Annotated in this window: 13 protein-coding genes; 5 read left to right on the forward strand and 8 right to left on the reverse strand. The window is 65.4% G+C overall.

Annotated features, from left to right (window positions below):
- Positions 1–32 precede the first annotated feature (32 nt).
- Entirely contained in the window at positions 33–512 is a 480-nt protein-coding gene (locus FA94_RS01730) for a glutathione peroxidase (RefSeq protein ID WP_035546221.1), read from the reverse strand.
- Between the two features lie 136 nt (positions 513–648).
- Between FA94_RS01730 and FA94_RS01735 the strand changes: the two genes are divergently transcribed.
- Together FA94_RS01735 and FA94_RS01740 are read left to right on the forward strand one after the other, a co-directional pair.
- Positions 649–2,592 carry an ATP-binding cassette domain-containing protein gene (locus FA94_RS01735; protein WP_035546222.1) on the forward strand — a complete coding sequence of 648 codons (1,944 nt, stop codon included), beginning with the start codon at positions 649–651 and terminating at the stop codon, positions 2,590–2,592.
- 115 nt (positions 2,593–2,707) lie between these two features.
- The gene (locus FA94_RS01740) at positions 2,708–3,814 is read left to right on the forward strand and encodes a CaiB/BaiF CoA transferase family protein (RefSeq protein WP_051980281.1); all 1,107 of its coding nucleotides are present in this window, start codon (positions 2,708–2,710) and stop codon (positions 3,812–3,814) included.
- A gap of 92 nt (positions 3,815–3,906) precedes the next feature.
- On the opposite strand, the gene FA94_RS01745 is transcribed toward FA94_RS01740, so the two are convergent.
- The 3 genes from FA94_RS01745 to alr all read right to left on the reverse strand — a co-directional run bounded on the left by FA94_RS01745 (position 3,907) and on the right by alr (position 6,838).
- Positions 3,907–4,185 (reverse strand): DUF2866 domain-containing protein, encoded by a 279-nt coding sequence (locus tag FA94_RS01745; RefSeq protein ID WP_035549064.1) that lies wholly within the window; start codon positions 4,183–4,185, stop codon positions 3,907–3,909.
- A gap of 165 nt (positions 4,186–4,350) precedes the next feature.
- On the reverse strand, positions 4,351–5,727 hold the full coding sequence (gene radA, locus FA94_RS01750) for a DNA repair protein RadA (RefSeq protein WP_035546224.1): 1,377 nt from the start codon (positions 5,725–5,727) through the stop codon (positions 4,351–4,353).
- A gap of 40 nt (positions 5,728–5,767) precedes the next feature.
- Positions 5,768–6,838, reverse strand: a complete 1,071-nt coding sequence (gene alr, locus FA94_RS01755) for an alanine racemase (RefSeq protein ID WP_035546226.1) — start codon at positions 6,836–6,838, stop codon at positions 5,768–5,770.
- 220 nt (positions 6,839–7,058) lie between these two features.
- Between alr and lplT the strand changes: the two genes are divergently transcribed.
- Both lplT and thiD read left to right on the forward strand, forming a co-directional pair.
- Positions 7,059–8,366 (forward strand): lysophospholipid transporter LplT, encoded by a 1,308-nt coding sequence (gene lplT / locus FA94_RS01760; protein WP_035546229.1) that lies wholly within the window; start codon positions 7,059–7,061, stop codon positions 8,364–8,366.
- A gap of 70 nt (positions 8,367–8,436) precedes the next feature.
- Positions 8,437–9,243 (forward strand): bifunctional hydroxymethylpyrimidine kinase/phosphomethylpyrimidine kinase, encoded by an 807-nt coding sequence (gene thiD, locus FA94_RS01765; protein ID WP_035546231.1) that lies wholly within the window; start codon positions 8,437–8,439, stop codon positions 9,241–9,243.
- Between the two features lie 47 nt (positions 9,244–9,290).
- Here thiD and FA94_RS01770 read toward each other — a convergent pair whose 3' ends face one another.
- The 4 genes from FA94_RS01770 to tsaB are packed head-to-tail and all read right to left on the reverse strand — an operon-like array spanning position 9,291 to position 12,784.
- The gene (locus FA94_RS01770; RefSeq protein WP_035549065.1) at positions 9,291–10,301 is read right to left on the reverse strand and encodes a DUF1853 family protein; all 1,011 of its coding nucleotides are present in this window, start codon (positions 10,299–10,301) and stop codon (positions 9,291–9,293) included.
- Positions 10,298–11,425 (reverse strand): uracil-DNA glycosylase, encoded by a 1,128-nt coding sequence (locus tag FA94_RS01775; protein WP_035546233.1) that lies wholly within the window; start codon positions 11,423–11,425, stop codon positions 10,298–10,300. Before FA94_RS01775 ends, FA94_RS01770 begins: the two co-directional genes overlap by 4 nt.
- Positions 11,412–11,906 carry a ribosomal protein S18-alanine N-acetyltransferase gene (gene rimI, locus FA94_RS01780; RefSeq protein WP_035546235.1) on the reverse strand — a complete coding sequence of 165 codons (495 nt, stop codon included), beginning with the start codon at positions 11,904–11,906 and terminating at the stop codon, positions 11,412–11,414. The genes FA94_RS01775 and rimI overlap by 14 nt, the downstream gene beginning before the upstream one ends.
- The gene (tsaB, locus tag FA94_RS01785) at positions 11,903–12,784 is read right to left on the reverse strand and encodes a tRNA (adenosine(37)-N6)-threonylcarbamoyltransferase complex dimerization subunit type 1 TsaB (protein ID WP_035546237.1); all 882 of its coding nucleotides are present in this window, start codon (positions 12,782–12,784) and stop codon (positions 11,903–11,905) included. Before tsaB ends, rimI begins: the two co-directional genes overlap by 4 nt.
- A 167-nt stretch (positions 12,785–12,951) precedes the next feature.
- On the opposite strand from tsaB, the gene FA94_RS01790 reads away from it, so the two are divergent.
- Positions 12,952–13,221 (forward strand): acyl-CoA-binding protein, encoded by a 270-nt coding sequence (locus FA94_RS01790; protein ID WP_035549067.1) that lies wholly within the window; start codon positions 12,952–12,954, stop codon positions 13,219–13,221.

Below are 13,221 nucleotides of genomic sequence, written 5' to 3' on the forward strand. Positions count from 1 at the left end.
TCGCTTCGGCAACGCCCGCACCACCCAACCCATCACAACTGCTTTTCAATATCCTCGGTGATCGCCTCGGGCTTGGTCAGCGGCGCGTAGCGCTTCAGCACACTGCCGTCACGGCCGATCAGGAATTTGGTGAAATTCCATTTGATCCCTTCCAGACCCAGCAGACCCGGCGCCTCTTCGGTCAGATAGCGGAACAGCGGATGCGCGTTCGCGCCGTTCACGTCGATCTTGTCGAACATCGGGAAGGTCACGCCGTAGTTCTTCTCGCAGAAGCTGCCGATTGCCGACGCATCGCCCGGCTCCTGCTTGCCGAACTGGTTGCACGGAAAGCCGAGCACCGCCAGTCCGCGCGCCGCGTAGGTGTCGAACAGCTTCTGCAAACCCGCATATTGCGGCGTGAAGCCGCATTCGCTCGCCGTGTTGACGATCAGCAAAACCTTGCCTTGATACTGCTCGAGACTCACTTCCTCGCCGCCGAGCTTACGTGCCGAAAAAGAATAAATCGATGTCATGTGTGCTCCCCCGTAAAAGCTGCCAGTCTATGCCAAAAGTCGCGCCGGAACAGTCGGCCGAATGGCCGATCCCCGTTGAGCGCCCGGTGTCCGCGCCGGCAGTCTAAAATAGCGTTTTTCTTCAGCCGGCCTCTTCGTGATCCGCTTTAATCAGTTCAGCCTCGCGCGCGGCACCAAGCCGCTCTTCGACAACACCACGTTCACCCTCAACCCCGGCGAAAAAGCCGGCCTCGTGGGGGCGAACGGTGCGGGCAAGTCGACGCTGTTTGCCGTGCTGCTCGGCGAACTGCATGCGGACGGCGGCGACTTTGCCATGCCGCCCAACTGGCAGATCGCTCACGTCGCGCAGGAAACCCCGGCCGCCGATAAAACCGCCCTCGCCTACACGCTAGACGGCGACGCGGCCTTGCGCGCGATCGAAGCCGCGATTGCCGCGGCCTCCGCCGCGCACGACGGCGCGGCGGAAGGCGAAGCACACGCGGCTTTCGCGGACGCCGACGGCTACACCGCGCCCGCGCGCGCCGAAGCGTTGCTGCTCGGCCTCGGCTTCACGCTCGACCAGACCCGCGAGCCGGTCAGCAGCTTCTCGGGCGGCTGGCGCATGCGCCTGAATCTCGCCCAGGCGCTGATGTGCCGCTCGGATCTGCTGCTGCTCGACGAACCGACCAATCACCTGGATCTGGACGCGATCGTCTGGCTCGAAGACTGGCTGAACCGTTATCCGGGCACGCTGATCGTGATCTCGCACGACCGCGAATTCCTCGACTCGGTCTGCAACGTCACGCTGCATCTCGAACATCAGCAGATCAAGCGCTACGGCGGCAACTACACGCAATTCGAAGTGCTGCGCGCGCAGCAGCTCGCGCTGCAACAGAGCGCGTATGTGAAGCAGCAGCGCACGGTCGAGCATCTGCAGAGCTATATCAACCGCTTCAAGGCGCAGGCCACCAAGGCACGCCAGGCGCAGAGCCGCGTGAAGGCGCTGGAAAAGATGGAAATGATCGCGCCGGCGCACGCTGAGTCGCCGTTCACGTTCGAATTCCGCACGCCCGACTCCGCGCCGAATCCGATGATGGTGATGGAAAACGTGCGCTGCGGGTATCGCAACGAAGACGAAGGCGTCGAGATTCCGATCGTCGAGCACGTCATGCTGTCCATTCAGAATGGTCAGCGCATTGGCCTGCTCGGAGCGAACGGCCAGGGCAAATCCACACTGATCAAGACGCTCGCCGGCACGCTCGCGGCGCTCGGCGGCCACGTGCGCGAAGGCAAAGGGCTGCGGATCGGCTACTTCGCGCAGCATCAGCTCGAAACGCTGCGCGCCGACGACACACCGTTGCAGCACGTGGCGCGTCTCGCACCGGACACGCGCGAGCAGGAATTGCGCGACTTCCTCGGCAGCTTCAACTTTTCCGGCGAAATGGCCACGTCGAAAATCGCGCCGTTCTCCGGCGGCGAAAAGGCCCGCCTCGCGCTCGCGTTGATCATCTGGCAAAAGCCGAATCTGCTGCTGCTCGACGAGCCGACCAACCACCTGGATCTCGAAACGCGGCACGCGCTGACCATGGCGCTCGCGCAATTCGAAGGCACGCTGATTCTGGTGTCGCACGACCGGCATCTGCTGCGCGCCACAACCGACCAGTTCATGCTGGTCGCGAAGCATCGCCTGCAGGAATTCGACGGCGATCTCGACGACTACCGCGACTGGCTGCTGCAACACGCGGCAGAACAGCGCGCGGCGCTCAAGGCAGGCGCGGCGGCAAGCAATGCAGACAGCGGCGCGGACAACGGCGTGAATCGCAAGGAACAGCGGCGTCTCGAAGCGGAAACGCGTCAGAAGCTCGGGCACCTGAAAAAGCCGCTGCAAAACCGCATCACGAAGATCGAAAAGGAAATGGACTCGCTCAACGCGGAGAAGTCGACGCTGGATGCCTTCGTCGTCGATCCGGCCAGTTACGAGCCCGAACAGAAGAGCAAGCTGACGGAGGCGATCCGCCGTCAGGCAGATGTGAACGCGCGCCTCGAAACGCTCGAAGCCGAATGGCTCGAGACTCACGAGGAACTCGAGCAAATCGGCTAGCGGCAGGCGGTTTTCAATCCGCGCCGTTATCGACGGGAGGTTGGCCTTGTCATCCGCGACAGCATCATCCGTGTCATCGTCCAACGCGGCGCCGCCCGCGCTACAAGGACTGCGCGTGCTCGACCTGACGCGCCTGCTGCCCGGCCCGGTCGCCGCGTTGCGGCTCGCCGAACTCGGCGCCGACGTGCTGAAGATCGAAGCGCCCGGCGCGGGCGACCCGACCCGCACGATGATGCAGTCGTCGGGCGACCGGGTGGCCGGACGGCCCGGCGCGTTCTACCGGCTGGTCAATCGCGGCAAGCGCGAGACCCGTCTCGACCTCAAGTCCGACGCCGGCCGCAACGTGTTGCGGGCGCTCGCGGCTGAATCGGACGTGCTGATCGAAAGTTTCCGGCCCGGCGTGATGGAGCGGCTTGGCCTGGGCTACGAAACGCTGCGCGCGCTCAATCCACGGCTGGTCTACTGCGCGATCAGCGGGTATGGCGCGAGCGGCCCGTTCGTCGATCATGCCGGCCACGATCTGAACTACATCGGCTATGCGGGTGTGCTCGAACAACTGGCGAGCCGCGACGGCACGCCGATCCTGCCGAATTTCCAGATCGCCGACCTGCTCGGCGGCGCATTGAGCGCGGTGACGCAGATTCTCGCCGCGTTGTGGCACGTGTCGCGCGGCGGCGAAGGCCGCTTCGTCGACGTCTCGATGACGCATGTCACTCACGCGCACAACATCGTCGCCCAGGTTTCACTCGCCAACGAAGGCGCGGCGCCCGCCGCCGGCGCAGGTCTGCTGAACGGTGGCGTAGCCTGCTACAACCTGTACCGCACGCTCGACGACCGCTGGCTCGCGGTCGGTGCGCTCGAACTGAAGTTTTGGGAAACCCTGTGCATGGCGCTCGACCGGCCTGAATGGGCCACCCGTCACTGGAGCCTCGGTCAGGCGATCGGCGGCCCGGACGCCGCCGCGCTGACGCAGGAACTCGCCGGGGTGATCGGCAAGCGTGCGCTGAAAGACTGGGTTCTGCTGCTGGAGCCGCTCGACTGCTGCGTTTCGCCGGTGCTGACGGCGGCGGAAGCCGCACAGCATCCGCTGTTCAATCCGCAGGCTTACGCGGCGGCGTTGGCGGCCGCGGCGGAGGCGGAGCGCGCCATCGAAGCGAAGAAAAAGAAGAAAGAGCAGGCTGATCTGCAGCCGCGCGTGGAATTACGGCGCGGGTTCAACTGAGCGCGGGTTCGGGGCCCAAGGGGTTTGGGACGCAGGGCGTGGAACCTCGGCACCCGGCACTCCGGACCCAAGGCTCTTATAAACCCCACCCCTCAACGCCGCACCACCGACTGCCGCGGCAACGTCTGACGCGGCGTCTTCTCGTCGTCGTACAGCACGTACTTGCGGCCTTCCACATGACGATTGATCGTGGCGCGCACGTCCGCAGCTGTGGCATCTTCGGCGACTACCCGACGCGAAATCTGCCCGGTGGTGTCGATCCACTCGACAATCCGGCAGGCGCCGCCCCAAGGCTGGCGAATCGGTGCGGAGACGCGGCAGCCGCGCACCTGGATGGACCGATCGACTACGGTTTCACATGACTGTTTCAAGGCGCGATCCTTTTTCTGGCATCTGAAGCGATGCATACGGCAATGCAATACGCTTGCAGCTTAGGAAAAAGGGTTGGCCGGCAGGTTACAGCCAATATGGAGATATTTACCGGCCATTACCGCCAGGCGCGATCCGCACCGCGCCCGCCGGCGCCGGAAGCCCGTCTATTCGAGCGTGCGGACCCGGTCGATCGCCTGCTCGATCCGTTCGACCGCAACGACCTGTAAGCCTTCTATCGGCTGTTTCGGTGCATTGGCCTTCGGAATGACCGCGATGGAAAAGCCCAACTTGGCCGCTTCCTTCAGCCGGTCCTGACCGCGCGGCGACGGCCGGATCTCACCGGCCAGCCCCACTTCGCCGAATACGACGAGGCCTTTCGGCAGCGGCTTGTTGCGCATCGACGAATGAATCGCCAGCAGCACGGCCAGGTCGGCCGCCGGTTCGGTGATCTTCACGCCGCCCACCGCGTTCAGAAACACGTCCTGATCGAAACAGGCAATGCCGGCGTGGCGGTGCAACACCGCCAGCAGCATTGCGAGCCGGTTCTGTTCGAGACCCACCGCGAGCCGCCGCGGATTCGGCGCGTTGGCCGAGTCCACCAGCGCCTGCACCTCCACCAGCAGCGGCCGCGTGCCCTCCTGCGTCACCAGCACGCAGGAACCGGGCACCGACTGCTCGTGCTGCGACAGAAACAGCGCCGACGGATTGGCCACGCCGCGCAAGCCGCGCTCGGTCATCGCGAACACGCCCAGTTCGTTGACCGCGCCGAAGCGGTTCTTGATGGCGCGCACCAGGCGATACGACGAATGCGTGTCGCCCTCGAAGTACAGCACCGTATCCACGATGTGTTCGAGCACGCGCGGCCCGGCCAGCGCGCCTTCCTTGGTCACGTGGCCGACCATGATGATGGTGGTGCCCGACTGCTTGGCGATGCGCGTCAATTGCGCCGCGCACTCGCGCACCTGCGCAACCGAGCCCGGCGCGGAGGTCAGCGCGTCGGAATAGACGGTCTGGATCGAGTCGATCACGGCGACGTCGGGCTGATGCTCGGCGATCGTCGCCTGGATTTTTTCGAGCTGGATTTCCGCGAGCAATTGCAGCTCGCTCGCTTTCGAGCCGGGCTCCAGCAACGAAAGCCGTTGCGCGCGCAACGCAATCTGCGCGGCCGATTCTTCGCCGCTGATGTAAAGCGCGCGTTTATCGGCGGCGATTTCGGCGAGCGATTGCAGCAGCAGCGTGGACTTGCCGATGCCCGGATCGCCGCCGATCAGCACCACGCCGCCCGGCACCAGACCGCCGCCGAGCACGCGGTCGAATTCGCTGACGCCGGTGGAGAAACGCGGCACGTCGGACGCTTCGATGTCGGCGAGGCGGCGCACCGGCGCGCTCTTCGCGAGCGACTGGAAACGGTGCGTGGACGGCGCCTCCGCCACCGATTCGACCAGCGTGTTCCACGCATTGCAGGACGGGCACTGCCCGGCCCACTTCGGCGATTGCCCGCCGCATTCACTACAGATGTACAGAGTCTTGGGTTTAGCCACGCGCGAGATTGCCTGAGTTGCTGTTTTCTGGATTGATGTCTTACTCGGCCCGCACCGGCACGCGCGGCGCGACCGCGCACATCAGCTCGTAGCCGATCGTGCCGCAGGCCTGCGCGACGTCGTCGATCGGCAGCGAGGTGCCCCACAGTTCGACGCGCGAACCGACGTTGGCGGTCGGAATCGGCGTCAGGTCGACGGTCAGCATGTCCATCGAGACCCGCCCGACGATCCGCGTACGCACGCCGTCGACGATCACCGGCGTGCCTTCCGGCGCGACCCGCGGATAGCCATCCGCGTAGCCGCACGCCACCACGCCGATGCGCATCGGCGCACGCGACTTGAACGACGAGCCGTAGCCGACCGTTTGCCCTTCGCTCAGGGTCTGCACGGCGATCAGTTCCGACGCGAGCGTCATGGCCGGCTGCAAGCCCGTGCCCTGGATCGCGGCCGTCACGCCCGACGGCGACGCGCCGTACAGGATGATGCCCGGGCGCACCCAGTCGAAGTGCGCGGCCGGATGCCACAGCGTGGCCGCCGAGTTGGACAAGCTGCGCGCGCCGGCAATGCCCTGCGCGCCGCGCTCGAACGCTTCCATCTGATAGCCGATGCCGCGGTCGCCGTCGGCATCGGAAAAATGGGTCATCAGCGTGATCTGGCCGACGCCCTGGGCGGCGCGCGCGCGCTCCCACGCGGCGCGGTATTTCTCCGGCGTGTAACCGAGGCGGTTCATGCCGGTGTTCATCTTCAACTGGATGTTGACGGGTTTGGACAGGCGCGCCATTTCGAGCATGCGCAACTGTTCGTCCGAATGCAGCGCGGTGGTCAGGCTGTAGCGGTCGATCACGTCGATATCGGTCGGACGGAAGAAGCCTTCGAGCAGCAGAATCGGGCCGGCCCAGCCCAATTCACGCAACTTCACGGCTTCTTCGAGGTCAAGCAAACCAAAGCCGTCGGTGGCGCGCAGACCAGGGAAAGCACGGGCGAGACCGTGCCCGTAGGCGTTCGCTTTGACGACAGCCCAGATCTTGGATTTCGGCGCGTAGCGGCGGGCGACAGCGAGATTATTGGCGAGTGCGGCGGTATGGATCGTGGCTGAAAGGGGGCGCGGCATGGGATATTTTCGTAAAGACGCTTGCGAATCAGCGGCTTACAGGGCGTTTTCAACGCTCGGCAGCCCGCTGGGCGGTGCGATCAAGGATTTTGCTAGTCCGAATCCAGCTATTTTCATGATATAAAGCCGTGCGCACAACCCATTTCGAACGGTATAAGCCCGGACGCCTTCCACACGGCACCGGGGCGGACAGACCGCAGCGAGGACAGCATCGCATCAGATGAAAAAAGGTTTTTACACCATCATGGCCGCGCAGTTTTTTTCGTCGCTGGCCGACAATGCGCTTCTGATCGCTGCTATTGCACTGCTGAAAGATCTTCACGCCCCGAACTGGATGACGCCGCTGCTCAAGTTGTTCTTTGTGCTGTCGTACGTCGTGCTGGCTGCGTTCGTGGGCGCCTTCGCCGATTCGCGTCCCAAGGGGCGCGTGATGTTTGTCACCAACACCATCAAGGTCGCCGGCTGCATCACGATGCTGATCGGCGCGCACCCGCTGATCGCCTACGGCATCGTGGGGTTCGGCGCGGCGGCCTACTCGCCCGCCAAATACGGCATTCTCACCGAACTGCTACCGCCTGACCGGCTGGTCGCCGCGAACGGCTGGATCGAAGGCACCACGGTCGGCTCGATCATTCTCGGCACGGTACTTGGCGGCGCGCTGATCAGTCCGCACATCGCCGCGCCGATCCTCAGGCAGCACATTCCCACGGTCAACACGCCGGCCGAAGCGGCCATGCTGGTGATCATGGCGATCTACATCATCGCCGCGCTGTTCAATCTGCGCATTCCCGACACCGGCGCGCGTTATCCGAAACAGGAACGCGGCCCGATCAAACTCGTCACCGATTTCGCCGACTGCTTTCTCGTGCTGTGGCGCGACAAGCTGGGGCAGATTTCGCTCGCGGTCACCACGCTGTTCTGGGGCGCCGGCGCGACGCTGCAATTCATCGTGCTGAAATGGGCCGAAGTGTCGCTGAACATGTCGCTGTCCGAAGCGGCCATCCTGCAAGCCGTGGTGGCGGTCGGCGTGGCGGCCGGCGCGATCTTCGCCGCCTCGCGCGTGCCGTTGAAGAAGTCGCTGTCGGTGCTGCCGGTCGGCATCATGATGGGTATCGCCGTGATGCTGATGGCGTTCTACACGCGCAGCCTGTTCCCCGTTCATTGGGGCGTGTATTTCGGCCGCGTGCATGTGCCGGGCTACCTGATCGTCGCGTATATTTTCCTGATGATCGTCGGCGGTCTGTCGGGCTTTTTCGTCGTGCCGATGAACGCGCTGCTGCAGCATCGCGGGCACGTGCTGATGTCGGCGGGTCACTCGATCGCCGTGCAGAATTTCAACGAAAATCTCTCCGTGCTGGTCATGCTGTGCCTCTACGCCGTGCTGGTGTGGCTCGACGTGCCGGTCACGGCTGTGATCGTGCTGTTCGGCACCTTCGTCTGTCTGATGATGTGGCTCGTGATGCGGCGCCACCAGGCGAATCAGCGCGAGTTCGACTCGGTCGCGCTGATCGGCGAAGCCAGGCACTGATTCGCAGCGGGCCTCGCTCTCTCGCTAGCGCCCGCGCCTTCCTCGCGCCTTCCTCTTTCCTCGCTTTGCCATGACTCAACCTATTCCGAATGTGCTGACCATCGCCGGTTCCGATTCCGGCGGCGGCGCCGGCATTCAGGCCGATCTGAAGGCTTTCTCGGCGCTCGGCGCCTACGGCGCGAGCGTGATCACCGCGCTGACCGCGCAAAACACGCGCGGCGTCACGGCGATTCACGCGCCGGACCCCGGCTTCGTGACGGCGCAGCTCGACGCGGTGTTCGACGATATCCGCATCGACGCCGTGAAGATCGGCATGCTGGCGAACGCGCCGATCGCGCGAGCGGTCGCGGATGCGTTGCGGCGCCACAAGCCCAAACACGTCGTGCTCGACACGGTGATGATTTCGAAGAGTAATCACGCGTTGCTGCTGCCGGATGCGGTCGCGGCGGTGCGCGACGAACTGCTGCCGCTGGCCGATCTGCTGACGCCGAACCTGCCGGAAGCCGCCGCGTTGCTCGGCGTGCCCAGCGCGACCGATGAAGCCGGCATGGTGGAGCAAGGCGAAGCCCTGCGCGCGCTCGGCGCGCGCGCGGTGCTGATGAAGGGCGGCCATTTGAGCGCGGCGGACAGTCCGGACTGGCTGGTTGAAGCAGGCGGCACGTTGCGTCTTGGCGGCCCGCGTGTGCCGGTGAAGAACACGCATGGGACGGGCTGCACGTTGTCGTCGGCGATTGCGGCGCTGATTCCGCAACGTAGCGATCTGGCGAGCGCGGTGGCCGATGCGAAGCTGTATCTGACCGGCGCGCTGCAGGCGAGCGATCGGTTAGAGGTGGGCAGCGGGGTTGGGCCGGTGCATCACTTTTATCGGTGGTGGTGAGGGATTGGGCGGCTGGGCGCGGCTACGCCCGTTTCTGCTACTAGTTGCTACTGCCGCGCGTAAGCCTGAGCCTGCTCGGGCCATTCGTCCGGCACGATAAAACCGCGCGAACGTTCCACCAGATTGCCCGCGCTGTCCTCGTCGAATGCGACGACCATCGCCGGTCCATGTTGATGCGACGTTTGCGCGGCAAGCGTGTCGGCATCGACAAGCGTCTGTTCTGACGCATCCGCCACATCTGCCTCGTGCTGTTCGTAGCGCCTCGGCGCGAGCCACTCCAGGCGCGGCAACGTCCGCCATTTGCACGCCTGCCCGGCCGCGAAACCCGGCCAGTCGTTGCGCGTCACCCACCACCCTCGCCCATGCGCCGGATCCAGCTCGACGGGATCGAGCGGCGTCTCGCCGTGCCGGTAAAACAGCCAGCCTTTGATGAACATCTGCGGCGTCCACGGCCCCGCGTAGCCGGTCGACGCGAACGCTTCACGCGCGCTCATCGGCAATTGATGATTCAGCACATGCGCGAGCTTGAGATCGAAGCGGTCTTTCAGATTCGGCCCGACGTAGTCCGCCAGCTTGCCGCGCCCCGCGCCGGCATGCAGATAGCACTTCACGGCCAGCTCCCAATGGAGCCGCGCGCCGCGTTGCGTCTGCAGCAGAAAATCGCACTCGCCGAGCGTGATGCCTTCATGCCGCAGCGGCACACCCGCCGCGATCAGCCGCGCCGCCGGTCCGTTCTGCAAGAACCAGCCGAGCAGTCGCTCAGCGTAACGGCCAAGACGCGTGATGCGCGTCGCCGTCAGATCGTGCTGTAGAGGCGCCGGTGCGGCATCGAGGGCGCACAGCCAGGCGACGGTTGCTTCAAACTCCTGACGCGTGTCGAACGGCGTCGCGAGCACGCCCGCCGGTGGTTGCGCGCGCAACAGATCGGCACTCAGCAGCAACCAGGCGAGATCACGCACGGCGGGCGCGCGCAATTGGGTCAGCAGCGTGTCGAGCGTCGCGGCGCGAGCGCCGGGCGCGACGGCGACGTGTGCCGCCGAACCATCGGCGGTCGTCACTTCGGCGGGTCCGCGGGCGCGCCACCAGCCGCGCGCCACGTGTCGCGCGCGAGGCACAGGTCGGCCCACGCCTTCGCCTTATCCGGCAAGCTGCGCAGCAGATATGCCGGGTGATAGGTGACGATCACCGGCACGCCTTCGTATTCGTGCACGCGGCCACGCAGCGACGAAATGCTCGACTCGGTCTTCAGCAGACTCTGCGCGGCGAAGCGGCCGAGCGCGACGATCAGTTTCGGTTTGACCAGCGCGACCTGACGCTGCAGATACGGCTCGCAGCGCGCGACTTCGTCCGGCTCGGGATTGCGGTTGCCGGGCGGCCGGCACTTGATCACGTTCGCGATGTAGACGTTGGTGTCGCGCGCGAGTGTCAGCGAACGCAGCATGTTGTCGAGCAGCTTGCCGGCCTGGCCGACGAACGGCTCGCCCTGACGGTCTTCGTTCTCGCCGGGGGCTTCGCCGATCAGCATCCAGTCGGCGTTGCGATCGCCGACGCCGAACACGGTGTTGGTGCGCTTCTCGCACAACCGGCAACTTTCGCAGGCCGCAACGCGTTCGCTCAGCGCGTCCCAGTCGAGCGTGTGGATTGCCGGCGGTTGGGGTGCTTCGCGGCGAGCTTCGGGCGGCGCGTGTCCGTGCCCGGGCGCCTCGGTTGGCAGATCGTCGAACCACGCGAAATCGTCGTCGGGCGGTGCGTCGAATGAAGGCGATTGTTCAGGGGCGCGCGATTGTGTTGCAGGCCGGGTTGGCGGCTTCGGTTGATGCGGTGTTTCGACGGTGGGCGATTGCGAGCGGGTTTGAGCTTCAGGTTGCGCCGGTTGCATACGGCGCTCGTTTGACCGGCCGTCCTGTACGGGACGCGGTGATTCGCTTGCGCGCATCGGCGCGTCGCGATCGTCGGAGCGATCGCGTGTGGCCGGTTGCTGCGACGGTTGCTGCGACGGTTGAGCCGCGCGGCGCATCTCCGGCTCAACTGCAGCTGCGGCGGCCACATCTTGCCCGCTGGCCGCTTCAGACGCTTCAGACGCTTCTGTCGCTTCAGACGCAACCGGCTGCGCCGCCATTCCGCGACGCACCCACAGCGGCGCGAGGCCGAACTCTTCCAGTACCGAATCATGCAGCGCCATCTGCGCCCTCCGTGGCAAACGAGAAACGCATCACGATGGCGTCCTCCCGGCTGCGATGCCGCGCCGGATAATAATTTTTGCGCCGGCCGATCGACGCAAAGCCGAAGCGCTCGTACAGCCGGATCGCGCGATGATTCGACGGCCGCACTTCGAGCAGCAGGCCTTCGAGTTTTTCCGCGCGGGTAATCCGCACCGCTTCGCGAAGCAGCGCGAGACCGGCGCCGCCGCCCTGCGCGGCAGGCGTCACGCACAGGTTGAGCAGATGCATTTCATCGACCACCGGCATCAGCACGCAATAGCCGATCAGCGCGCCGGTCACATGACGCAGGCAGATGCCGAAATAGCCATTGCGCAGCGAGTCGCCGAAATTGCCACGGCTCCAGGGAAACTCATACGCGATCTTTTCGATGGCCGCGACCTCGTCCAGATCGCCTTCCGTCATCGGCGATATGTAGCGGTCAGCTAGCAACACGCCGCTCATTGGCCGCCCTCGCCCGGCTGGATGTCGTGTGAGGCGTGGGCGCCCTGCGATGCTTGAGTGGCTTGAGTGGCTTGAGTGGCTTGAGTGGCTTGAGTGGCTTGAGCGGCTTGAGTGGCTTGAGCGGCTTGAGCGGCCTTTTCAGCCTTGTCGGCCATCCGCTCCGCCGTGGTCTGCGCGACCTTGTCGCGCACGTATTCCGGCGCGGCCTGATCGGCCGGCACGGTGCGGCCGGCGCGCAACGCACGCAACGCGGCATGCGCGAGCGGCACGGCGTGCGGCAACGCATCGCCGTCGACCGTGCGCGCTGCGGCCACCGCGGGCAGCCGCGTGCCGAACGCGGCGGCGGCGTTGCCGGCCAGCGTGAACGGAACCTCCGGCAACACCAAGCGCTCCGGCGCGTCGAGCGAGGCCGCTTGCAGCGTGCGCCAGTCGCCCTGCGCCTCATCCCACGCGAAGTCGGCCCAATAGATTTCGTCCATGCGGGCATCGAGCGCGGCCAGCACGCGCGTCGCCGACGGATCGCGCAAGCGGGCACTTTCCGCGCAAGCCAGCAGCGTGCTGACCGGCACAACCGGCAGATTCAGGCCGAACGCGAGACCTTGCGCGACGCCGGTTGCCGTGCGCAGGCCGGTGAACGAGCCGGGGCCGGAGCCGAATGCGATCGCGTCGCAGTCCGCCAGCGTCAGGCCGGCTTCGGCGAACAGTTCGCGGATGGCGGGGAGCAGGCGCGTACTGGAGACCGCGCCGGTCTGCTCATGGCGGACCCAGAGGCGGGGTTCGGCATGCGTCTGGCCGGCGACGGCGACGGCGACGGACAAAAGCGCTACCGAACAGAATTCGGTCGACGTATCGAGAGCGAGGAGCACAGTTTGAGTCATGGACCGTATTGTAATCGGCGTGATCGGCGCGGCGCGCGCCAATCTGGTTCGGGTTGGCCCGCAAGCCGGTGGCCGGCGTTTGGAATAAGCCCTCGGGCCGTCGACGGCAGGCAATTGTTATGATCGTCGGCCACCGTAACCCACTCCCGCTACCGGGCAAAACGAACATGACCGACATCACCACCCAATTCGCGCAAGCCCAGGAAGACGTCAAACAGTTGACGGAGCGTCCGGGCAACCTCACGCTGCTGCGCCTCTACGCGCTCTTCAAGCAGGCGACCGAAGGCGACGTCCACGGCGACAAGCCGGGCTTCACCGACATCGTCGGCAAATACAAGTACGACGCGTGGGGCGCGCTCAAAGGCACCACGCAGGACGCCGCCAAGCAGCAATACGCGGAACTCGTCGAATCGCTGAAGAACGGCACGGCGGCCTGA

Source organism: Burkholderia sp. 9120 (assembly GCF_000745015.1).
Taxonomy (GTDB): domain Bacteria; phylum Pseudomonadota; class Gammaproteobacteria; order Burkholderiales; family Burkholderiaceae; genus Paraburkholderia.